Genomic DNA, 23,942 nt, shown 5'->3' on the forward strand with positions numbered 1-23,942 from the left:
AATATAAGGGAGGGGAAAAAACGAAGAAAATTTCTATTAGTCACTATTCGGATTTTCCACATATGCTTATGTCGCTAACGTAGTCATTCATTCGGAAGTTCGCATCCTCCAATCGCTCGACTGGTCTTCCATCAATAAACAATCCATCAACCAAGACATCTTTAACCACATGGCTCGCGTCATACCCATGAAAGAGAGACGGCACTTCCTTAGGCAGGTAAATGTTTCGGAATAGTATATTATTGATATGGCCTGGTTCGCTGTCTACCGACCAACGGTCTTTGAAGATCAGACACGCCATGGCATACTGGCGTTCATCTTCGATCCTCATATTCTCGAATCGAACCCTCTCAATAGTGCCGGAGTCTCCTACAATAATACAGAGGGAGCCCAGCTCCTCCGTCCATGTAGCTGTACTATGCACAATGTCGCAATCTTCGAATACGACGTCCTGAATATTTGTTCTCGTCTCCCCCGTAATACCGAAGCAGCGCACCTTATCATTCCATACCGTGCATTGGCGAACGGTAATATTTCGTCCCCCAACCGCAGGAGGAGCAGCCATTGCCTTGACGACGACCGCATCATCGCCCGTACGGATTAGACAGTTTGCTACATGTATATCCTGACTATTAACAATATCAATCCCGTCACTGTTCTCCCGGTAACCGATTAAAGTAATGTCATTTATGGTGCAATCGCTCGATTTGGATAGATGAATCGTCCAATGCGATGTTCCGACAATTGTTAAACCCTCAATCTGAATACGTTTGCTTTCATTAATAAATATTGCCTTTCGAGCATGCCAATCCAGCTGGGATAAATCAATAATGCCTCGTCCTCGTATTTGTATATCTTCGGTGTGTTCCGCGACAATAAAGTCCTGATAAACCTTCTTTTTTGCCCAGTCGCTCTCGACCATCGGGACTTCATCTTCCGGAACAAACACCTGAAGGACAGCACCTCCTGCGATATAAAGTGTCTGCCCCTTCGCAAGTTCCAGCTTGCTGACCCTGTGCAAACCCGGCCCGTAATAAATGACATCTGGGTTGCCAGCGTGGGGTACATTTCGTTCTTCGGCATGTACCGTTATGAACAAAGGACAATCCTGATTTTCATTCGTCTCAATAATCAACTTACAAGGGCCGTTTATCGGAATATGGACTTCCTGCTCCAGCGTTTTTGGAGACAGCCCAAGCGAAAATGGGTGAATGGATGCGCTGTGAACTGGCCTTGCGCTACGTGCAACAAGCGTGATTTTGCCCGGTTCACCTACATAAGATAGCGAAGCAAATGAAGCAGGCCCCCCGCTGGTGACGGGAGCAGCATATACAGGGATAGCATGCCCGCCGACGCACAACTCCCAGTCCCTGGAAAGCACAAGTCCGTCAGGATCAGCTCCATATGCGTCCTCACCTTGTCGCTTTAACCTTTCTTCACTCACCGCGTAATAGATCCCCTTAGGGGCGGGGTCTATCCGAATGGATGCATAATCCCCTTTATAAACAATCGTCTCTTCCATATCAATCTCTCCTCGTCGTCCATTCATGCCTCTAATTGTTTTTTGTGCTCCACTTGAAGCTTTCCATCAGCGCTAAGGACGGATAAGAAAGTAGGTCGCTCATTAGGATGAGTATTTGGCATGTGTAACGATAACAACAGCTGCCCCTGCAGCGTATGAAACAGCATGCCATGACCTCCATCTTTCTCGAATAGTAGCTCTGGCTCCTGCAACCACGGACCCAAAATATGACCCGTAACCGATTGTGCTATTCCAATGGCATAACCCTGCTTGCCGTGACTAGACCACATCATTAATAATCGTCCGGCGTCAGACCGAAACAAGAAAGGCCCATCCGTTACGAAATTTCCTTTTCCTTCGGCTTCTACTGGCCAATAAGCTTGTGATGCCTTGAATAATAAAACGGGTTTACCCAGCGCCCTATCGAGTTCATGCGTCAAGCGCATGGCGTGTATTTCTCCATCCTTAACCTGTGTCCACTCATGACAAAACACGATCCACGGAACACCGTCATGGTCCACAAATAACGTACCGTCCAAACACTCCCATTCCGGAGGCGTTATCGGTCCATCGCCATGCGGAACAAAAGGCCCTAAGGGATGGTCCGCGACCAGTATCTGTGTAGCTCTGCACTTATTAAGCGCCTTAAAGCTCGCAAACATATAATACCTGTCACGATAGAGATGCACCTCTGGCGCCCAATAGTGATGATCGGACCAGAAACCGGTCGGTGGACGAAATACCGGAAAAGGACCTTCCCAGTCGATTAAATTGCTGCTCGTATACGCATCGAATCCGTTTGCTTTGCCATTCCAAGCGGTGTCGCCGTTCGTACCATACATGTAATAGCAGCCATTGCTGCTGTCCGTCCATACAAAAGGATCGCGCAGATGAATTTCACCTAATCGCATGACTCCCTCCTATTTCACATGCACATTTTCTGCATATTGGTTTATTGTAAAATGCGGATCATCTACGGCCTTTACTTTCTTCCCATTAATCTTGATATTGTCGAAAATAACATCCGAGATCATACGGTCTTTGCTCCAGCCCTGAACTTTAATTTCGTTCGTTCCATCCGAATAAGAAGTAATATCCTTGTACCGGATTCCTTTAATTGATCCGGGCCATGCCCAGCTCCCCTGTATAGCACCAAAGTAAAATGTTGTGTCCATCTGAATATTAATCAGCCTTTTTGCTTTCTCAACTCTAATATTCTCGAATGAAATATCACTGAATTCCGTGCCATGCAGCGCAAAAATATTGATTGCAGAACGATCTGTCAACCCATCTGGATGATCACGATCGTCAAAATTATATAGCACGTCAATATTGTTGAAATGAATATTTTTAAAATACGCGGCTACTGTCTCTGCGCCGATGCCGATTGCGTTATTGCCATCTGCCCAAAGCTGAGCGTTCTTATAAGTGATATTGTATACAGGTAGCGCTTTAGCAGGATCTTCCTCTTGCGACAATCCCTTAATGGCTAACGAGTCATCAGCGGAATGGATAAAGGAACCGTCAAAGACGATATCATGACTGCTTACAATATTAAACCCGTCTGAGCTGGCATACCTTGGACTTACAGCTTTATAGTTAATGACTTCAACGTCGCTGTTGCCATGCATCGATGACGTCCAACTATTCGTATCTCGATTGACAATAATATCTCTAACCGTGGACTTGGTGACGTAGTTCAGTGCTAATGCGATATCATCATATTCATCTTGGGCTCTGTAATCATTAAGAATAATACCCCTGCCTCTTATCGTAATATTCGTTGCATGATCGGCTCGGAACCTGCCTCTCACAACCGCACCGCCGCTAATATACAAGGTTTGGTTTGATTTGATCATGGTTGGTGGCGTGCCATATTCCCCTAAGTCATGAAAACCAGGACCAAAGTAGATAACATTAGGATCTGTAGGGTCGGGAATATCCGTCTCCGGGGACTCAGCAAATAGATGCAATACTTTACCCTGATAATTGCCGTCCACCACTAAAGAAACGTTGGCTGGACCATTTAGCTTGAACGTAATGGTGTTTCCACTGCGTTCGCCTTTAATCCCAAGCGATCTAGGCACTAGCTCAAAGGACGAAAATTCGAAATTCGGTGTTACCGCAATCGTACTGCTGGTTGGAATATCGAAATATCCGTAAGAGACCGGTTTATTCCAGCTGTTATTGCCTGCGTTGTATAAATCAATATCGCTCTCTCCAGCTTTCACTGTGAAGTCGTTCGAACGGTAGTTCACAGGTAAGTCAACCGGCGCTGCGTAGGTTTGAACTGGTTTTTCTTCTACGTTCTCCTGCGGCTGCGCGCAGCCAGCTAACGTCTGGATGAGTATGGCTGCCATCATAACCTGAAGCAGAATTAATCTAATAACACGCTTTGGATTCCTATTTCCTTTCATCTAAATCCCCCCATTGCTTAATGCTATGATCATCCTTTGACAGCCGAGGATACGACTCCTTCTACCAAATAACGCTGCCCTAAGAAGAACACAACGATAATGGGCAATACGAACAGAACCAAGCCAGCGCTCTGTACCTGCGTCATCGTAATTTCCTTCTGCCCGGGAAAAACATAGCCGATCGAGAACAAAGCTGTAGCCAGCGGGTATTTATCATTTTGCAGAAACATGAAAGGTGTAATATAATCATTGCCCCATGATCCGTTAAAAGCGAGGATCGATACCGTTGCAATGACTGGGAGCGATATCGGCAAAAAGATATTCCAGAAAATACGATAGGTCGAACAACCATCAATTCTGGCTGCTTCCTCTAAATCTTTAGGAAATGTCGCAAAAAATTGGCGATACAAAAAGATGCTGAACGCACTTCCGCCCAAAGCCCAAAAAAACCAAGGCCAAAAGGTATTAATAAAGCCAATTTTGAAGAAAATGACGTACGTCGGGATCTGAGTAACGATACCTGGCAGCATCATCGTGGAAAGCATCAGTAGAAATAAAACATTTTTCCCCGGTCCCCGAAGCCTTGCGAATCCATAACCGACCAAGGCGCTTGTTATCGTAGGTATGACCACAGAAATAACGGTAATGATGATTGAGTTTTTAGCGTAACTCCAATAATCAATGAAGGTTAATGCATACTTGTAATTTTCGAAGTGCAGGCTGGTTGGCCAGAATGTTGAAGCTGATCCTACCACTTGCAAAGAGTTTGTCACAAGCCAGTAAAGCGGAATGACAAAAAGAATGGAAAGCAAGACAAGCAATGTATAGGTAACAATTCTGAATGACGTATTCTTTACACCTGCGTTTACCATCTTACTTTCCCTCCTGATCAACTTCGTAGAATACCCATAGCTTGCTCGAAGAGAAAACTACGACAGTTAGAACCAATATCATAATGAAAAGAACCCAGAGCAGCGCAAGCCCATATCCAAAACGGCCATAAGCGAATATTTGTTGAAATGCATGTACCGAATAAACATAGTTAGGCCGGATTGGTGTCGACAATAGGCTGTTTGAGTTAGCCGCAAGCAGGATAGGCTGCACGAATATTTGCAAAGAGCCGATGATACTCATTATGAATTGAAAGAACAATACCGGTGTAACAAGAGGAATCGTAATTTTCGTAAAGCGTTGGAACGTCTTGGCCCCGTCGATGGCCGCAGCTTCGTACAAGTCCTTTGACACGCCTTTTAATCCTGCCAAATAGATGAGAATACCTCCACCCACACCCCATAGAAGCATAATGATAAGCGGATAGATGGCGTAGTCGTAGCCGAGCCAATCTATAGGCTCCATCCCAATTTCAATCAATAGGTTATTAATTACGCCTTCATCTACAAACAGGGATCTCCACATCGTTCCTACAGCTACCACAGGAATTATAGATGGAATAAAAAACAGCGTACGATAGAGCCCAATTCGCTTAATATTCTGGTTTAATAGCACAGCGAGCAAGAAGCCTAACACGATGCTGGTTGGAACCATAATTACCGTGAAAAACAAGGTTCGGCCAAGCGAATACATCGCATCGTTATCCGTAAATACTTTGCGGTAATTGTCTAGTCCAACGAAGGTCAACCGATCCATATTAAATCCTGCGTAATTGGTAAAACTCAAATATAGTCCGTATAACAGTGGAATAAGACCTAAGAAAATAAAAACAACGAACCATGGAGAAATAAAAATATAAAATTCAACGGCTTCTTTGAAGCTTTTCTTGCGGAATCGTCCCCGCTTGGTTTGGAAGGCTGCTGCCGTTCCGGGGTTGGCTAATTGACTCATGGAAGCCTCCTTGCTTTACGTCGTATGTGAATCATTAAAAAAAAGAGCTGCCGGAGAATGATCTGCTCCGGCAACCCTATAACGCTTCTTACTCTGGGCTGACGAGTTGCTTGCCTTCCGTAATGAGTGTGTTTAGCTCTTCAGTCATTTTTTTCGTAGCGCCATCCACCGTATCTTTGTCGAAATACACTGGAGTGAAATATTTATCAAATATCGAGTTAACCGCTTGATAATTGAGGTATGGATTATACGGCAAGCTGCCATCCGTATACTGCAGTTCATTCTGGATAAAGTCGTAATTCATTTTGTCGAATTCATTAGATTGCGGAAGCATAGCCGCAAATGTCTTCGTGCCTGGCAAGCCGTATCCTGCTTTTGCGCGATCTTCTGCAGGCTTACCGCCGAAGAACCATTCGAACACTTCCCATGCCTCTTTTGGATGCTTCGTGTTTTTGTAAATAATTGCGCCTGTACCTGCGCCAGTCGGCGAAATTCGTTTTCCTCCTTCAACTACCGGTGCAGGAGCTACGCCAAATTCACCTAATCGGTCCTTCGTAAGCTCATTTGTCTTCAGGAACCCAGAGAACCAATATCCCGCGATAATAATAGCTGCCTTGTTGTCCACAAACAATTGCCCGCCCCAATCTGTTTCTTGGTGCAGGGGACTAGGTCCTACTCCCGACTTCGCAGTGTCTACCCAGAATTGAAGCAAGTCCTTCATCTGCGGTGTCGATAAATCTGCTGTGCTGAAATCACTGCTGAACATGCTTCCGCCTTGCTGAAGCAGCTGAAGGTTTAAAAGATCCTGGTTTGCAACGGTTCCGCCGTTGAAATAAACGAGCCCATATTGGCTCACTTTCTTACCATTTTTGACCGTCAGCTTTTGTCCTAACTCCACAAGCTCCTCCCATGTCATCGCCTCCGTACTGCTAGGCAATGGCACTCCGGCCGCTTCGAACATTTTTTTATTGTAATAAATCGTATAGTCTGGCGACCAATCTTTAGGGAAGCCATACAGCGATCCGGTGCCATGCAATCCAGTCACAGTATCGTATTTAAATTGATTTACGACAGGAAGAAAATCATCTGTTTTGAATACGCTGCTTTGATTGAAGTTTGTAGTCAAATCAAGCGCCATCCCTTTCAGAACATAACCAGGAAGCTCGGTAACAGAGTTCGTACGAATGATATCCGGTCCGTTACCAGCCGCCATCATTGCCATGAGCTTGTTGTAATCAGCGGATACGATCTCCACCTTGATGTTGGGATGAGACTTCTCGAATTCCGCAACCATCTCGCTTGTAAACTCGCTGTCATACATCGTGTGCCTAATAACGACTGGTTCCCCATTCGTTGCAGGTTGTTCGGACGGCGCTCCGGTATTTGTATTTTCATTTCCGGTTGACGATGTGTTGTTCTTTGACGTAGCGTTTTTGTCATTCGCATTGTTTCCCCCACATGCGCTGACGAGCAGCAAGCCGGATATTAAGAGTACAGATAGACAAGTCGACCACAACGTTCTTTTCATTAGAATCCCCCTAGACGTAATAAGTAAGAAATAAGTAGTAGTACTATCTACTCTTCAAATTATAGAATTGATCCCCCTAGGCAACAACGTCGTATCTTTTTTGATTCGTTCACTTTTATTTAGGATTTTCCAATCCCTTGTTAAGCGTATCGTTTCCGAGTATACAAAAAAGCGACCCCGAAAGGTCGCGTATACGCATATTGGCTATATTTTTACTCTGTAATTAATTCATAAGCGGAAATTCCTTTGATCCGCCGCGACACAAGAATGGAAACAACGTAAGACAACATAACAATTCCGAAACAAAGCGCAATAACAAGAGGCAATTTAATAATGAACTGAACATTGTGAATTCCCGCTCCAGAGAGCAGCAAGGTCAGCATGGAATTGGTATACAGGCTGCCCAGTACGCCACCAATAACAACCCCTATAATGACAATTGGCACAAAGCTTAGCATGATTTGCGTCATTAGCTGGCTCGTCGTATATCCTGTTGCTTTAAATATTCCGAGCTCCCTCTTGCGCTTGAGAATCATCGTTTTAATAACAAGATAAAGAATGAGAACGACCACCAATACAGTAATCGCGAGAACAAGCGCCATAACAGCAAACACCGCGGAAATATAGACGCTGCTTTGGCTGTTTATCGTCTCATCTACATCAACAAATTCCTCTACTGAGCTTCCGTATTGTACTTTACTATTTTTGATAAAGCTCGCATTATCGATACCATTTAAGTAAACGTTGAGCATCTTGCCCGTATAATCTGGAATGAGGTGCCGAACACCTTCCAAAGTGACAGATGATATTTGCCCCATATTGCTAATAGACTGACTCAGACCGGTAATTAAAAAAGAATGACTGGCTTCCCCTATATCTACTTTGACTGTATCGCCAATGTTTTTTTCAAGCAGCTGCGATACTGCCCACGAAACGACAATTTCATTATCATATTGCGGATATCGTCCCTCATACACCATTTGGTTTTCCAACCCGCTGTAATCATCCGAAATCGTCATAGCAAACGGTTTATCGTCAACTTTCGCTATTAAATAGTCCAGCAATACCGTTTTTTCAACACCATCCATTTGCTTAATGGATTCAAACAGCGCCTCACTATCTACGTCCTCTTTAGCCTGAACATTGACATTCGAGGTTTCTGCACCAACGAGGTGAATAAAGGCTGTTTTATCTGTTGCTATATTGTAATAAAGAACGATAGCAAAAACAGAGGCAAAGGTAACGGCGGCAACGATAAAAGTGATCATAATGTTCTGCCTGATGTTCATCACGATGGTTTTGCAAGCAAGCACAAAGCTTAATCCACCCTTGGCTTGATCTAGGGGGAAGCGATTTTTCTTAAAGTTATGTGTCACAATGCCTCCCCGCAGCGCCGCTATTGGATGCAGCTTTCTAATACGTATCGAAGTGAGAAGTGTTACAGTCACGACAAGTACAACTACAATTAGAATACTGGCTAAATTAATTACAGCATTAAAGCTTTGATTCCATAGCAGTCCAGACAGCGTAGAAATAATGCCTCCGAATACAGGCATAACGGTGTAAGTGACCGCCACCCCCATAATACTTGCCAATAAGGTAATGATCATAAACTGCATCATAATAGATAAAATAATTTGCTGGCTCGTATAGCCCACTGCTTTCAGAACACCAATATTAACAAGGCCATCCTCAATACTATTAGTGACACGGAACTTAATAACAAGCAATGACACCACAACAATAACCGCCGCAAATGCAACCATAATCATAGCGACCAGATTGATCGTCATCGTACTTATGCCCTTCATCGTCATGACGTCTAATGAAGAATAAAAGGAGCTTGCCTCATTATGGGAGAAGGGAAATTGCTCTTCGTAATCTTTAAGCAATTGAATTGACTGCTCGCTGTTTTTCAACTTGGCAGATATGAAGGTGCCTTCCTCTTTGGGGCTTAATTGGCTGAGCAGCTGCTCATATTCCGTATCCGGCAAAAAATACTTCATCAACGTTATGTTGGTGGTGCCAAGCATCGTTGTCTCAAAAAAACCTGCAACCCGGTAACGATATTCCTTGTCCTGATAGGTAAAGACGAAGCTGTCAGCCAGCTTATACCCGCCGCTTACTTTAAAGCTGTAAGGGAGGTATATATCCGGCTCAGAGCTCAAGGCTATCTGCTCAATTAGTTTTAATGGTGCAATCGTGCGAGCAGTATCCGCATTAAGGATAACAGCGGCATGGCTCATGTCACTATCCCCATAACGAAATTTGGCTGAACTCATCAACACCATGTTTTCGAGCTCAAACTCACTCACATCAGAATAGTTTTTCAAAAAGTCGCCCTTGGCATTCGTATAGCTTGCACTGTCCATGATGATGTTCAAGTGGGGATCATGTAGTTCCGCCACCTTATCATCAAAAAACGTATTAATTTTGAAAATAACCGTCATTCCCACATTAAGCAGCAGCGCTGCGATAAATATCAAAATAAAAAGGGAAAATGCCGCGCTTTTGCCTTTTCTGATGTTGGCCCAGGCTAGGTTGACGATGTTCATCTCACCACCCCATTTCAGCCAAAAATGCTTTTAGCTGCTCATGCCGTTTATGGTTATTTTCCACATGGAACGGACTAAGCTGCAAATCCCCAAAAATAACGCCATCACGCAGGTAAAGTATTCTATTCCCTCTTAATGCGGTTTTCATATCATGTGTAACCATAACAATGCTTTGTCCGCTCTTATTAACCTCCGTCATGACATCCAGCACACTGTCGCTAGCAGCGGAATTAAGCGCGCCGGTTGGTTCATCTGCAAACACAATTTTGGGATCATTGATCAATGCGCGCACGATGCCAGCACGCTGCGCCTCTCCTCCGGAGAGCTGCTCCGGAAATTTGCCCCATGAGGTTTCATTCAACCCCACTTGGGCAAGCAGTTTTTTTGCTTTGGCTACGATAGCCCGCTTGTTTTTGCTAACGAGCAGACCGCTTGCCAGCGCATTATCCAGCACGCTCATATTGTCGAGCAAATAAACCTTTTGGAATACAAAGCCGCAATTGTTCCTTCGGAAAATCGCCAGCTGATCGTTATTTAGCTTCGAAATCTTTTTCTCCTCAAAATAAATTTCGCCTAATGTCGGTTTATCCATTCCAGAAAGCGCATAAAGCAGGGTCGATTTGCCCGATCCTGAGCTTCCCATAATAACGGTAAAGTCACCCTCCATTAAACTAATGTCGAGGTTTTTTAGCACATGCTGCTGATTTCCCCCGCTTGAGAACGTTTTGCACAATTTTTCGGTTCTTAACATTTGGCTTGGCATAAATTAAATCTCCTTTATCCTGCAGTTGTATGATAGCTTCGCTCTAGCCCTAAGCAAAAAAGACTGTAATGTAGCTTACAGTCCTATCATACAAAACCAATTCTTAGTTAAGCTTTGTTCAATCCTTAGCCAATTCTTAATTCTTTAAGCTAACTTAATTTTTAACGTCACGCTAAAACCATCTTCACGGTTATGGCAGGTTATATCGCCCTGCATGCTTTGCATCAAGTACTCGGATATGTATAGCCCAAGCCCTGAGCCACTGTGTCCCTCTGCATTGTTTCCTCGATAAAATTTATTGAACAAGAGCGGCAACTCGTCCGGATGAATTCCTTTTCCATAATCCATAATGCTTATTTCCAAATAGCTGTGTTTTATTGCGGACAAAATGGTAACTGAGGTGCCCGCATACTTATAAGAATTGCTCAAAATATTATCAAATACCTGCTGTAAACGCGATACATCCGTTAAGATTAGGCATGCAGGAACAGGCGTAAAGCTGATTTGATCATCATAATTCACGTTAGCGATGATGCCGTTTAAAACACTGCTTTCTTCCTCCGTCACCGTTACTTTCAGCTCATTAAGCTCCTCTAAAGTCGCCGTAAACATATCGCTCACCAATAGGTTGATCTGCTCTGCCTTTGAATAAATCGTCGTTAATTGCTTCGTTACTTTCTCATCGTCAGCTCGAAGCAGCATCAATTCGCTCACCGCTTTAATCGAGGCGACTGGTGTCTTAATGTCATGGCTTAAGCTGGCTACAAGCTCCTTCTTGCTGCGGTTTGCCTCATATTCACTTTGCCTTGCTAGAGCCAGTTCCTCGCGCATAATGTCGAAGCTTTCTGTAAAAGCGCCAAACGGGTTGTTTTGACCCATTTTCAAAGGAATATCCAGATTCCCTCTCGCCACGTTAACTGCAAAGCTTTGCAGCTTATGAAATGGTTTGAAAACCTTATAATTTAAAAACAAAACATAGATGACACTTAGCAGCGCAAACATAGTAAAAGTGATAAAGAGCACGATAATAAGCTGCCGTTTCATTTGCTGAATTACTTTTTTATCATCGTTTAGCACAATAAGCTTGCCAACTAAAGTACCCTCTACCACGACATCTGTTATCGTATCTCTGTTTTTAATTGCATCATTAATGGTAGGAGATTGCCCCTCGAATGTTTGAAAGCGTACTTGGCCATGAGTATCGATAACGCTGAATGACTGCTTTATCGTGCTGAAATTCGCTTGATCGATTTGCCCCCAGTGGCTCTCAAGCTTTTTTAACACCTCATTTATAGCTACCATATCCACTTCGGTATCCGTCTTGCTATTCATAACGAGCCAAGAAGCTGCACTGCCTGTTGCAAATACAAAGAGGATAGTGATGAACAGCCACTTTATTCTCATAACTTGTGATCTTCCAGGACGTATCCCGTCCCCCATACCGTTTTAATATATTGCGGCTGGTTGGGATTCGGTTCGACTTTCTCGCGCAAGTGCCGAATATGTACATTAAGAGTTCCATCTCCGGCAAAGGAGTCACCCCACACCTTGTCAAACAGCTCTTCTTTTGAAATGACTCTGTTTTTATTTTTCGCCAAGTAACAGAGCAATTTATATTCCATCGTTTTGAGCTTCATATCTACACCGTTCACACGAACGCGGCAAAGATTGCAATCAATTTTCACTTCTCCAAACTCCAGCATTTCGGTTGGGCTTTGATTCCCGTATCTTTTGAGGACAGCCTTCACTTTAGCAAGCAGCACACTAAGCGTATAAGGCTTCTGGATATAATCGTCGCCGCCTATGTTAAGAGCTATAAGAATATCGTCATCACTGGACCGAGCGCTAATAAACAGAATCGGAATTTGTGTCGTTTGTCTGAGCTTCTTGCACAAGTCAAACCCGGAAGTATGACCAAGATTAATGTCGAGCAGGATAAGCGACGTTTCATTTTCCCGTAAAAAGAGCTCACATTCCTCCGCACTTGTCACGTATGCTGATTTGACCTCAAACATATTAAAATATTCACTCGTCGTTTCTGCAAGAACCGTCTCGTCATCCACAATTAAGCAATCATAGTTCATATGCGTTCTCCATTAGTTGATAGAATAGTAAACATCAGTCACTTCCATAATATACTATGAAAAAGGAAGTTTAAACGTAAATAAACCAAAAACACCCTATCGCGCAGCACGCAAGCGGCTCCTCGTTAGGGTGTTTTAATGTTCGTTGATTATAATATTACTGATATTCACGTTGTATAATCGATACATTTTCCTTGTGGCAATATTCCGTAAAGGTGGATAAGAAGGCATGCTCACGGTAGAGCGCAGCAAGAGCAGTCTCGTTATTTGCCATAACTGCCTCACAAAGGCGGTTTAGATAATCCGATGCCATAGCCAAACGTCTCTTCATCTCTGACGAGTCGGCTGTCGCTTTTCCGTGACCCGGTATAAGCAAGCGAACGGAATGCGTTACAAATATACGGTCAACCTTCTCAAGGGTATGGTTATACGCCTTCGCACTTTGATAAATAAAAGGCAGCTCGAAATCGGATAAATAATCTCCTGCAATCATGCTTCCTAACGGCTCGACGATCGTTATTAATCCATCCTCCGTATGACCCGGCGCAAGATAGAAAGTCATTGTCGTATCTCCTACGTGCAGCTGCTGTCCATCCTCTTTAATTATGATATCAAGGCTTGGGAATGCGATAGGATAATTTCTTGCAATATAGTTTTTACGATCAAACTCTCGAATCATTTCAAGCTTCTCTTCTTTTTGCGGATGCTGATGCAGCCCGATGCTGCCGATGGTTGTGGCATCAGGGAACGCTTGATAACCAATAATATGATCGAAATCTCCGTGAGTAAATAATAGATACAGAGCTCGATCACCTTTGATCTCATTTACATACTCTTTAATCGCCTCAACTTCTCCCGCAAGCCAGTTCGGATCTACGATGAGTACCATTTCCTCCGTCTGAATGACCGTCGCTGTCGTTTGATATAACTCACTTTGGAACACGGTTACCTGTTCATTTTTGTATTGAATCAAAAGTATCTCTCCTTTAGGTCTCGCCGAGAAGCTTCTTAAACGAAGCTTCTATTTCATCTTGGTCAAGCGATCCGATAATGTAATCAATGATTTCCCCGTCCGTATTCACAAAGCACAGAGCTGGGAAGCCATCTCCACCGTAGTACTTGTATACATCCCCCGTTTTATCCAGGAGGACCGGGTATCCACACCATACTGCTTATGGATGATATCGTTCCCCAATGACTGCTGGTTGAATGTGGATATCAATCTAGCTTACGATGATTTTCACATGCAATCTACTTTTTTTCTACACGAGCATCATAAGACAATACAAAAGTGCCGCCCTCTCTTTTTATTTAGAAAAAGAGGGACAGCACGATATTCGTTGCCTTATAAGACATCCTTCAACTGACCGCGACTGTGGCCGTCTAACTTCTTCCAATCACGAACTTCACATCTTTTGCCGTTGATGTCGGTCAGAATAATTCGATTATCACTCGGGTATTGCATATGCTCATGCAAGTTCCGCATGACGATGCGGGTCGGTCCCAAATTGGTTTGCAGCTCCCAAATCCACATGTCGGCTTTTTGCTTAATGGAATCAATATGAGTTACAAGCGGAAGGAAATACCGAAGCTTCAGCTCCTTATCCATTTCGGATCGGCTTTCTTTATCCAGCTGCTCAATATCCTGAATAACGCCGATCTCTTCACCCTTTGCATCGCGGACGGAAATATACTGGGTCGTGTATTGGAAAGGAAATATACGAAAGAGTATGATTTCTTCATAGGCCTTTCCTGCTACAACGCCTTGAAAAACGCCGCCTTGGCTGCGGGAAAATGAGACCGCGTTTGGTTCCAATAGATTAATCTCAAAAGGGTCCTTCGTGTTTATTTCAACACCAATGTCATTGGAATCAATCATGCATTTTCAACCCCCTTGATCTTGGACATTTCCTTTTGCGCCTCAACCAGCTTGTAGTATGCACCTTCGGAAGCCAGCAGCTCCTCATGTGTTCCTACTTCAACAATTTTGCCGTGATCCAGCACAACAAGCCGGTCTGCATTGCGCAAAGTTGACAATCGATGGGCAATCGCAAACGTTGTTCTTCCTTTAACCAGACGCGATATCGCTTCTTGAATTTGACGCTCCGTCACCGTATCTACGGAGGCCGTTGCTTCGTCCAGAATTAGAATTCGCGGATCATGAATAATGGCGCGAGCAATAGATACCCGCTGCTTTTCTCCACCAGACAGCTTATGACCACGTTCACCTACTCTCGTGTCGTAGCCATCCGGCAGCTGAACGATGAAATCATGTGCATTAGCGATTTTGGCTGCGCGCATAATTTCCAGCTCTGTAGCGTCCGGTTTAGAGTAAGCAATATTTTCTGCTATCGTCCCGTCAAACAGAAACGTCTCCTGCAGTACGACGCCAATCTGCTTACGCAGGTCGTTCTGGCTAATATTGCGGATGTTCGTGCCGTCGATCGTAATCGTACCCTCATCCGAATCATAAAATCGGCAAATCATGTTAATAAACGTCGATTTTCCAGCACCGGAATGTCCGACTAATCCAATCATCTCGCCTGCAGCTACCTTTAAGTCTACGCTTTTGAGCACAGGGTGATGCTTTTCGTATCCATAGGTCACCTTTTTGAATTCAACCTCGCCTTTTACACGGCCAATCTGTGCTGGGTTTACGGTATCGGGCACATCAGACGGGGTATCCATAATTTCAAATACGCGGTCAGCTGCCGAAATCGCATGCGTTGCCCAGTTGATCATTTGGCTTACCCACTGCAATGGTCCAAGAAGCATGCCCAAATAGGTAACTAGAGCGATCAAAGTACCGATAGATAGATTGCCCTGAAGCACGGTTTTGCCGCCAAAATACCAAATCAATAAGGTACCCGCTCCAGCGACTAAAGCGAAGACGGGGAACATGCCCTGCCACAAACCTTCAATTCGAATATTATGCCGAACGAGCTCCTTATTCGCTGCCGTATAACGTGACATTTCCGTCTTTTCCTGACCAAACGCTTTAACCACACGAATTCCTTGCAAAGAATCGCCAACTAAAGCATTTAATCTGAAAATAGACCTCCACTGCTGATACCACCGCCGACCGATCATCGGCCATAATACACTGGACAAAATAATCATAAGCGGCATAGGCAGCATGGCGAGCAGCGTTAATTTCCAATCAAAGCTAAACATAATGATGAAAATCGCAATGACACGAAGTGACTCACCCGAGACCCAGATGACACCATCGGTCATGAATTGCCGCATCGCCTCTGAATCATTGTTTACCCGTCCAATGAACTGCGAGGATTGTCTTCGGTCAAAGAAGGATAACGACAATCTCATCAAGGCATTATAGACATCGTGCCGAAGATCGCCCATTAATTTGGAACCGATCCACACGCCAATAATACCGCGCACGGTCTGCATGAGGGTGACTACCAGCGAGGTCGCTGCAAGGCCGATAACAATCCACAAAAGCGTGGAGCCCATATCCTTCGGAGTCAGCACATCATCCACAATCATTTTGGTCAAAAATGGCGGGATAAGCTCAACCAATGTTGTGAAAATCAACATAATCGCTGCCGCAACCATTTGCAGCTTGTAAGGTTTCGCATAGCTCAGCATTCGAAACAGAACCTTGCCGTTGTTTTTACAAACGGGACAAGCTTGAGAATCGTCCGGCAGCGGATTGCGGCATTTTGGACAATTTCTCGGGAATTCTTTCTCAGAAACCGTTGGCCGCTCTTCGCCTTTTGCCACTGCACCCATTAATTTAGATGCATATCCAAATATAGAAGTAAGCGATGCTGTGTAGCGTATAAGGATAATCGGACCGTTCTTGGTATCCGCTAGCAATGAGCCGCCGCCTACTCCGCCAACAGCCCGGGCATCTGTAATATCCGAAAATGCGAGTGTAGTCACCAACATCCCATCCGAACTCCACACCGATACTTCCTTTTCAGTCAGGACCAGCCATTCTTCCCCAAACTGACCATCATTCATTAAATCTGATACGGCATGAAACAGCGTTTTCTCTCTAAGTTGTGCTTCTATCGCCTTAGGAAGCTTATTAATAAAGGTCATATTCTTCCCCCTTTCGTTACCAACCTATTTACTCACATATTTTCATATGGGTAAAGATGGAAAATAACTATAACTGTTTATTACTGCCGGGCTGTCTTTATTACAGTACAAACAAAAACCCACAACCTTATTTGGTCGTGGGTTAGTATTCATACTATAGCTCTTAGCATATTAATACTTACTGCTCAGAGCTCCTTATTGCGTAATTATATGCTGTCATCAGCGATTTATAACCAAGAGCCACAATAATCAGAGCGAGAATTCCTGCTGCTATTGCTACCGCGAATCCCGTTCGCGCACCAAAGTGATCCACGACCCAGCCAGCTGCGGATGATCCTAAAGCAACCCCGATTCCCATGCCTGTAATAGCCCAAGTCATTCCTTCCGTCACTTTAGATTCGGGCACAATTTTCTCCACCAAGCCCATCGTAACAATAATAGTAGGAGCTACCGATATCCCAGCGAAAAATACAGCTACTGCTAGCTTCGTTATATTATCTACAAATAATAGCGGAAGCATCGTTGCCATGGTGACCGCGGCAGCCCACAAAAACTGGCGATAAAGCGGAGTTCTGAGCCTAAGTGCACCATAAACCAAGCCAGCTAAGCACGAACCTAAAGCATAAACGGAAAGCACAATGCTGGCAGCTGCAGTATTTCCTTGATTTTCTGCAAAAGCTACACTAACAATATCCACGGTGCCAAAAATAGTGCCTAACGCAATGAGCGCAAACACCAACACCCGCAATGAGCCAATCTTAATAACCGAACCTTTATGATCTGAATGAAGGGGACGCACAGCAGGTTCTGTACTCTTTTGCATCGTAAACAGGATGACCCCTATGGTTAAAAAAACGATGGCTAGAAGCGGACCCGCTTCGGGAAACAGCATAACGCTTAAACCGACCGAAATGATTGGGCCAATGATAAAGCAAAGCTCATCCATTACAGATTCAAAGGCAAACGCCGTTTGCAGCTTCGGGGAGCCCCGGTACAGCTCAGCCCAGCGCGCACGAACCATTGCCGGCATACTAGGCATGCAGCCTGCAATTAAGGCAAACAGGAATAGCGTCCAATCCGGCGCTTCATATCTTGTGCATAGCAGCAAGAAAACGATAGATACTACACTAATCCCTGTAAATGGGAGCAGAATACGGGATTGCCCCAACCGATCTACCATACGGGAAATTTGTGGAGCCATTAAAGCCGTTGATAAAGCAAAGGTAGCTGCTACAGCACCTGCTAGCCAGTATTCGCCGCGCAGCTGCGACAACATGGTCACGATGCCAATGCCCATCATCGATATAGGCATACGAGCAACAAAACCTGCAGCTGAAAACCCTTTTGCTCCGGCAGCTTTGAATATCTCGCGGTACGAATTAGCCATGATGCACCTCCAAGCAGTAAACGATTCGTACTACACTGTTCATTCCTTTTCTCCCCTCATATGAAAAACTTTTTATTTAGACTCTGTTTGATTTGGGCGTCGAAATATGAATTGACATACGCCGTGTATGTGAATAATATAAATACATACGGCGCGTATGTCAATGATTAAAAAAAGAATGCAAGCAGGAGGAAACATGGTTCGCAAAACGAGATCAGAAATGATTGCAGAAACACGAATCAAACTAGTGAGTGCCGCTAGAGAAGCATTTGGCACGATTGGGTATGCAAACACATCGATGGATGAGCTTACAGCTTCCGCGGGGTTAACGCGCGGTGCGTTATATCATCATTTTGGCGACAAAAAAGGGTTATTAGAAGCAGTTGTCAACGAAATAGATGCTGAAATGGATAGCAGATTAGCCGAAATTTCAGATACAGCCGAAGGAAATTGGGAAGGGTTCGTTGGTCGATGCCACGCATATCTTGCCATGGCGCTTGAACCGGAAATTCAGCGAATCGTACTTAGAGATGCACCCTCTGCTCTCGGAAATGCTTATTCGCAATCATCTCAGTCCCAATGTCTCGCAACGATGGCTGATATGCTTCATCGTTTAATGATAGATCAAGTTATAAAGACGACAGATCACGAAGCTTTAGCGCGGTTATTAAATGGAGCGCTAATTAATACTGCTTTTTGGCTGGCAAACGCCGAAAACGCCGAGGACGGCTTGAGTAAGGCTTTGCAGAGTCTTTCCCTCGTGTTAAACGGCTTGCTTCTAAAAGATCGTTCATAACATATAAAAGCGTGATGCACCTCAAATGTGCGAATGAAGTCCTTATTGCTTTCATCAAATGGTTGGAATAGCATTAAATTATTTGTGGTTATCATCTTCACAAAATCCGAAATGCTGGAGGAAGATCATATGAAGTTACGTTTCGAGGGGCATTATGCGGAGCTAATGCCTGGTGTAAAGCTGCTCATAAAGGAGCTGGGAATTGACTTGCAAGAGGACGGGCTGCCCGTTCACATCGAAGCATCCGAAGGTGAACTGGAAGTTGGCCTTGAACAGGACAAGGCTTATATTCGTTATGGACAAAAACATCAATTTTTCCGCGGACTTGGCTTGCTCATTCAACATAGCCGCAAGAGCAGCACATTCCATATTCGTGAGAAGCAGCAGTTCGATCAAATTGGACCTATGTTTGATCTTTCCCGCAACGCGGTGCTTACTTTAGACGGCTTTAAATCCATGCTGAATAAGATGGCTTTAATGGGAATGAGCACGGTCATGCTGTACATGGAGGATACATACGAAATTGAAGGCGAACCGTATTTTGGTTACATGCGGGGCCGCTATACGCAAGCGGAGCTGAAGGAAATTGACGATTATGCCGACCTATTCGGCATCGAAGCCTTCCCAAGCATACAAACACTCGCGCATCTGGAGGAATTTCTAAAATGGGAGCCGATCAAGCATTACCGCGATACGAAAGGCGCCTTGCTCGTCGGTGACGAACGGACAGATAAGCTAATCGAAAAAATGATTGATGCTGCCAGCTCGCCGTTCCGCAGCCGCAAGCTTCATATCGGAATGGACGAAGCAGAGGAACTTGGCCGCGGCAAATATTTGGACTTGAATGGCTACGAAAGCCGCTTTAATATTATGACTTCACATTTGGAGAAAGTACTCGAGGTCGCTCGCAGCCGCGGTTTGAAACCGATGATGTGGAGTGATATGTTCCTCAAGCTCGCTTCCGGGAATGGCGATGAATATTACGATAAAGATACCTCCATTCCTGAGGAGATGGCAAGCCGCATTCCCAAAGATGTCGATATGGTGTATTGGGATTATGTACATTTGGAAGCTGAGGATTACGAGAGGGTTATCGCTAATCATCGGCCGCTCGGCTGTAATTTAGTATTCGCAGGAGCCGTTTGGATTTTCAACACATTCGGCGTGAATTACGGCTTATCGCTGAACGCTTCAGATGTTGCGTTGCAAGTATGCAAACAGCAAGGCATCCGCGAAGTATATGCAACCATGTGGGGCGACGACGGCAATGAGGGAAATCCTTTCGCAGCGTTGCTTGGTCTGCAGCTTTATGCGGAGCATGCTTACTCCGAACAAAAACCAACGCAAGAACAGCTGGCGGAACGGGTTAAGTTTTGTACTGGAATAGAAGCAGAAGCTTTCATGCAGTTGAAGGATCTCGACGAAATTCCAGGGTCGGAGCCAAACAACAGCAAGCAAAGCAACCCTTCGAAGTTTCTACTATACCAAGATGTGCTGCTCGGGATGTTCGACAAGCAAATTGAAGGGCTGGATCTGGACAGTCACTATGCCAACTTAGAGCTGCAAATTCATAATAAACGCGATAAGAATGCTGCGCTTGATTATTTATTCGAGATGCCTGAGAAGCTGTGCACCGTATTGAAGCTAAAGAGCGAAATCGGGATTACGCTTAAGCAAGCCTATGATTCAAAGGATGATGATAAACTGAGGCACCTAGCCATGAATGAGCTGACAGCTATTGCAGAGGCAGTACGTGAGCTTCGAATAGCACATCGCTCGCAGTGGCTGCGCATGTTCAAACCATTTGGTTGGGAAGTCATCGACATTCGTTATGGCGGAGTTATTAGTCGCTTGGATACTGCGTCCGTTAGGATTATGGACTATGTGGAGGGACGAATTGCGAGGATCGAAGAGCTTGAACAGGAACGGTTGGTGTACAGCACAGTAAACCGCTTCAACCACAAAGGAGTAGGCTGGTGCAGCTATTATTATCGGATGGCATCGCCAAATGTCTTCTTCCATGTCTTGAACCCTTTTTAAGTGAACTGAATGAATAATTAGACTAAAAGCCCGTGAACGGATGATGACTACACAAACATCGCCGTCACGGGCTTGTTTATTATGAAATGTATAAGCTCCAGCGTATACGAAAGCCTGCCCTAATCCTCTTGTGTCAGATTAGCGCTTGCCAAGAGCTCATTGTAAGTTGTAATCTGCGGCTCCTTAGAACCGTAATAGAATGGGTTCGTAAAGGCGAGCAGCATTCCCGCTTCATCGCGAATATCAAAGCGATACCAGTTATACGCGCCTTCTTCCCAAGGTATATTCCATTCCAGCGCCGCTGGCGTTTCTTCCGCATCCGCCGCAGTAACTTCCTTCACTGATTCAGCAATACCGTTGTGAATGAAGGTTACTCGAGCGAACACATCACTCGCTACACTTAATGTGCAGTTCACTTCATGGGATGCAGCCTCGCTTTTCCCCGAACTAAACGCATCAGACAAATCACAGCCAAATCGGTAATCGTGGCCGCTGACTTGAATCGACGCTTCAAGCACGGGTCCGCGCGACACATAAACATGCCCATTTTTCACGCCTTCTAATACGTTGTCTGCACTCAAATCATCACACCATACATACGTGGAAGGGTCGCCAATTAAAGAAGGAATGGGGCTATCTTCATATTTATCTGTAGGCAGCATGTGAGAGTCAGAACCGCCAATTCCCGTAATACGATAACCTTCATTCCAGCTTGCCGTCCATAGCTGCAATGCCTTCTCGGTAGCTGCAGTGTTTGGAGAAAAGGTCGGATCATTCCATATTTCCATGGCGTGTAATCGCTTTAGCTGCGTCTCCCCATATAACCATGCCCAAGGTGCCAGCATTGGATGATTTATGGAGCAGACCGCTCCAAGCTCCGCTGCTTCCTTCATCAATCGGTCCATTCCCCGCTGCGTCGTCAAGCCACCGTCTTGTGCAGTCGCTCTCCAGTCGATCCATTTCCTTAGACCAAGTGCATTCCAGTGCCCGTCACCAGCTGTGACCTCCACGCCGGGAATGACAAGTGCATCTCCTTTCGCCCATGATGTAGACAATACATTGTGATCTGTCGCTACAAAGAAATCCAGATCCTGCTTCACCGCTTGCTCACGGTTCATAAGCTGCGTCATTTTGCCATCAGACAATATTGTATGTGTGTGGAAATCACCTTTGTAGTAGCGGCCCCCCGTCTTCCACACCTTCGCCCAGTCGTAGTTGTCCATCGTGACGCCAGCATTCAAATTGCCAGTGCTCCAATATTCACGCTCGCCCTGCATCTGTGTCGATTCATATTCTGCCGGCAGAGAGCCATATCCAAGCTCCCATTCTGCTTCGAACATTCTGCCCTGTTCATTTGAAACCTCAAGCGTCCATGTGCCTTGAACAATGGGACCGGGCATCGCTATGGGACTCGTAAATTCTACCTGCTTATGAACGACGATCAGCCGCTCATTTCCACCATCTAGGAAGCAGAAGCGAATATTGTTCTCTGCATCGAATAAATGCAATCTTCCCCATGAATTTTCCTTCTCATACGTAAAGCGAATCGCAAGCCAGTCGTACTCTTCTTCAACCGCAATCGGAAAATAGCTGTTATTTTGCTCCAGCTTAACGGAAATTTGTCCTTTATTCATGGTTATTCACCTTCCATATCCTATAATTCTGTAACTATCCAAGCGTGCCTATTATAATAATTCCTGTGGTAATTGCGATCGACATCACAATCCGCATTTTCCCCTGCTGCTCTTTCAGGACTATACTACCGAGCAGCGTACCAAAGACGGTTAAAATAAAGCCTGCTCTCTTACTCCATTTACTCGTACCAGTAACCTTTTATTCCTTTTTCCATCCGCATAAGTGCCTCAAGGTAAAAGTAGTCTCCCCAGATCATAAAATCATCCGGCGCTGTATTGCCTCTTACATAATAAGAGCCATGCTTTAATAATCCCTCTGCCTCTTCTCCCATCGTGGAGTAATGACGAACAAGTGAGGTCATCGACAAATTCAGCTTCCGTTCAAATTCAGTGCGATCTGGATCGTTATCGTCCAGATGGCTCATTAATTCTAGCAAGCCCGCGGCTGTAATCGCAGAAGCAGAGCTGTCACGGTACGTCCCTTCCTCGACCTGAACATCAAAGTCCCAGTAAGCTACATCATCCTCTGGCAGCTTTGAAAGGAAATAGGCTGCCATCCGTTTCGCTGTATCCAAATACGCCTTGTTTCCGGTGTAGCGATAGGCAAGTGCAAAGCCATAAATACCCCATGCTTGGCCGCGAGCCCATGTCGATCCGTTGGTGTACCCTTGATGTGTTGCGCCGCCTAGCGCCTCACCGGTTTCTTCATTAAAAACGAAGGTATGATAGGAGCTGTCGTCACCTCGCACAAGGTAGCGGCGGCTTTGATCTGCCTGCTTAATGGCAACCTTATAATAACGCTCATCGCCCGTTTGTTGATAAGCCCAGAATAACAATGGAAGATTTAAGAGGCAATCAATAATCATGCGCCCGCCATGCTTCTCGTCTCCAGCCAGTCCCCAAGCTTGAATGTATTGCCCTTTTTCTCTAAAGCGGCGCAAAAGCACATCTGCCGCCTGTAATGTCAGCTCTCTTGCTTCCTCATCCCGCTCCAAAATCCACTGTGCTTTCGAGGATAAGGTGTATAAGAAACCGATGTCATGATGATCAAGCACAATATGCTCTTCCATACGATGCTTGAAGCTCTTTACCGTGAGCCGAGCAGCATCACGGTAAGCTTCATCTCCGGAATATTCGTAGCATAACCACAGCATTCCACTCCAAAATCCGTTTGTCCAATCTTCATTGTCATTGAGTTCATACTTGTCGTTGACACTGACATGCGGGAAGCGAACCCCAAAACGCTGGATGTTCTTTCTCGTCTTCTCCATTGCATCTTCAATTGCCGATTTCCACATGTCCTTCC

Annotated in this window: 18 protein-coding genes; 2 read left to right on the plus strand and 16 right to left on the minus strand. The window is 44.9% G+C overall.

The window, feature by feature from the left end; translation table 11 throughout:
- Positions 1-43: 43 nt before the first annotated feature.
- From ACIFSR_RS06760 to ACIFSR_RS06825, 14 genes are all read right to left on the minus strand, one after another.
- Complete coding sequence (locus ACIFSR_RS06760) at positions 44-1,522, minus strand: glycosyl hydrolase family 28 protein (RefSeq protein ID WP_430056034.1); 1,479 nt, start codon at positions 1,520-1,522, stop codon at positions 44-46.
- Positions 1,523-1,545: 23 nt separating this feature from the next.
- Positions 1,546-2,433 carry a glycoside hydrolase family 43 protein gene (locus ACIFSR_RS06765; RefSeq protein ID WP_430056037.1) on the minus strand — a complete coding sequence of 296 codons (888 nt, stop codon included), beginning with the start codon at positions 2,431-2,433 and terminating at the stop codon, positions 1,546-1,548.
- Positions 2,434-2,442: 9 nt separating this feature from the next.
- The gene (locus ACIFSR_RS06770) at positions 2,443-3,939 is read right to left on the minus strand and encodes a glycosyl hydrolase family 28 protein (RefSeq protein ID WP_430056040.1); all 1,497 of its coding nucleotides are present in this window, start codon (positions 3,937-3,939) and stop codon (positions 2,443-2,445) included.
- Positions 3,940-3,968: 29 nt separating this feature from the next.
- Positions 3,969-4,811 carry a carbohydrate ABC transporter permease gene (locus ACIFSR_RS06775; protein ID WP_430056043.1) on the minus strand — a complete coding sequence of 281 codons (843 nt, stop codon included), beginning with the start codon at positions 4,809-4,811 and terminating at the stop codon, positions 3,969-3,971.
- Position 4,812: 1 nt separating this feature from the next.
- Entirely contained in the window at positions 4,813-5,781 is a 969-nt protein-coding gene (locus ACIFSR_RS06780) for a carbohydrate ABC transporter permease (RefSeq protein ID WP_430056046.1), read from the minus strand.
- An 88-nt stretch (positions 5,782-5,869) separates the two neighbouring features.
- Entirely contained in the window at positions 5,870-7,309 is a 1,440-nt protein-coding gene (locus ACIFSR_RS06785; RefSeq protein ID WP_430056049.1) for an ABC transporter substrate-binding protein, read from the minus strand.
- A 212-nt stretch (positions 7,310-7,521) separates the two neighbouring features.
- The gene (locus ACIFSR_RS06790; RefSeq protein ID WP_430056052.1) at positions 7,522-9,864 is read right to left on the minus strand and encodes an FtsX-like permease family protein; all 2,343 of its coding nucleotides are present in this window, start codon (positions 9,862-9,864) and stop codon (positions 7,522-7,524) included.
- A gap of 1 nt (position 9,865) precedes the next feature.
- Positions 9,866-10,627, minus strand: coding sequence for an ABC transporter ATP-binding protein (locus ACIFSR_RS06795; RefSeq protein WP_076270674.1), 762 nt, complete (start codon positions 10,625-10,627; stop codon positions 9,866-9,868).
- A 144-nt stretch (positions 10,628-10,771) separates the two neighbouring features.
- A complete protein-coding gene (locus ACIFSR_RS06800) occupies positions 10,772-12,031 on the minus strand; it encodes a HAMP domain-containing sensor histidine kinase (RefSeq protein ID WP_430056055.1) in 1,260 nt (419 codons plus the stop codon).
- On the minus strand, positions 12,028-12,711 hold the full coding sequence (locus ACIFSR_RS06805) for a response regulator transcription factor (RefSeq protein ID WP_430056058.1): 684 nt from the start codon (positions 12,709-12,711) through the stop codon (positions 12,028-12,030). The genes ACIFSR_RS06800 and ACIFSR_RS06805 overlap by 4 nt, the downstream gene beginning before the upstream one ends.
- A 157-nt stretch (positions 12,712-12,868) precedes the next feature.
- Positions 12,869-13,684 (minus strand): MBL fold metallo-hydrolase, encoded by an 816-nt coding sequence (locus ACIFSR_RS06810; protein ID WP_430056061.1) that lies wholly within the window; start codon positions 13,682-13,684, stop codon positions 12,869-12,871.
- 372 nt (positions 13,685-14,056) lie between these two features.
- A complete protein-coding gene (locus tag ACIFSR_RS06815) occupies positions 14,057-14,590 on the minus strand; it encodes a DUF1854 domain-containing protein (RefSeq protein WP_430056064.1) in 534 nt (177 codons plus the stop codon).
- Positions 14,587-16,779 carry an ABC transporter ATP-binding protein gene (locus tag ACIFSR_RS06820; protein ID WP_430056067.1) on the minus strand — a complete coding sequence of 731 codons (2,193 nt, stop codon included), beginning with the start codon at positions 16,777-16,779 and terminating at the stop codon, positions 14,587-14,589. The genes ACIFSR_RS06815 and ACIFSR_RS06820 overlap by 4 nt, the downstream gene beginning before the upstream one ends.
- A 178-nt stretch (positions 16,780-16,957) precedes the next feature.
- Positions 16,958-18,166 (minus strand): MFS transporter, encoded by a 1,209-nt coding sequence (locus ACIFSR_RS06825; protein WP_430056070.1) that lies wholly within the window; start codon positions 18,164-18,166, stop codon positions 16,958-16,960.
- A 196-nt stretch (positions 18,167-18,362) separates the two neighbouring features.
- Between ACIFSR_RS06825 and ACIFSR_RS06830 the strand changes: the two genes are divergently transcribed.
- Positions 18,363-18,962 (plus strand): TetR/AcrR family transcriptional regulator, encoded by a 600-nt coding sequence (locus ACIFSR_RS06830; protein WP_339209459.1) that lies wholly within the window; start codon positions 18,363-18,365, stop codon positions 18,960-18,962.
- A 129-nt stretch (positions 18,963-19,091) separates the two neighbouring features.
- On the plus strand, positions 19,092-21,002 hold the full coding sequence (locus ACIFSR_RS06835) for a beta-N-acetylhexosaminidase (RefSeq protein ID WP_339206134.1): 1,911 nt from the start codon (positions 19,092-19,094) through the stop codon (positions 21,000-21,002).
- Between the two features lie 119 nt (positions 21,003-21,121).
- Here the strand turns inward: ACIFSR_RS06835 and ACIFSR_RS06840 are convergent, their stop codons facing one another.
- Positions 21,122-22,636, minus strand: a complete 1,515-nt coding sequence (locus tag ACIFSR_RS06840; protein WP_430056073.1) for a CehA/McbA family metallohydrolase — start codon at positions 22,634-22,636, stop codon at positions 21,122-21,124.
- A 179-nt stretch (positions 22,637-22,815) separates the two neighbouring features.
- Positions 22,816-23,934 (minus strand): glycoside hydrolase family 88 protein, encoded by a 1,119-nt coding sequence (locus ACIFSR_RS06845; RefSeq protein WP_430056075.1) that lies wholly within the window; start codon positions 23,932-23,934, stop codon positions 22,816-22,818.
- Between the last annotated feature and the right edge of the window lie 8 nt (positions 23,935-23,942).

Source organism: Paenibacillus sp. NRS-1760 (genome assembly GCF_050467785.1).
Taxonomy (GTDB): domain Bacteria; phylum Bacillota; class Bacilli; order Paenibacillales; family Paenibacillaceae; genus Pristimantibacillus.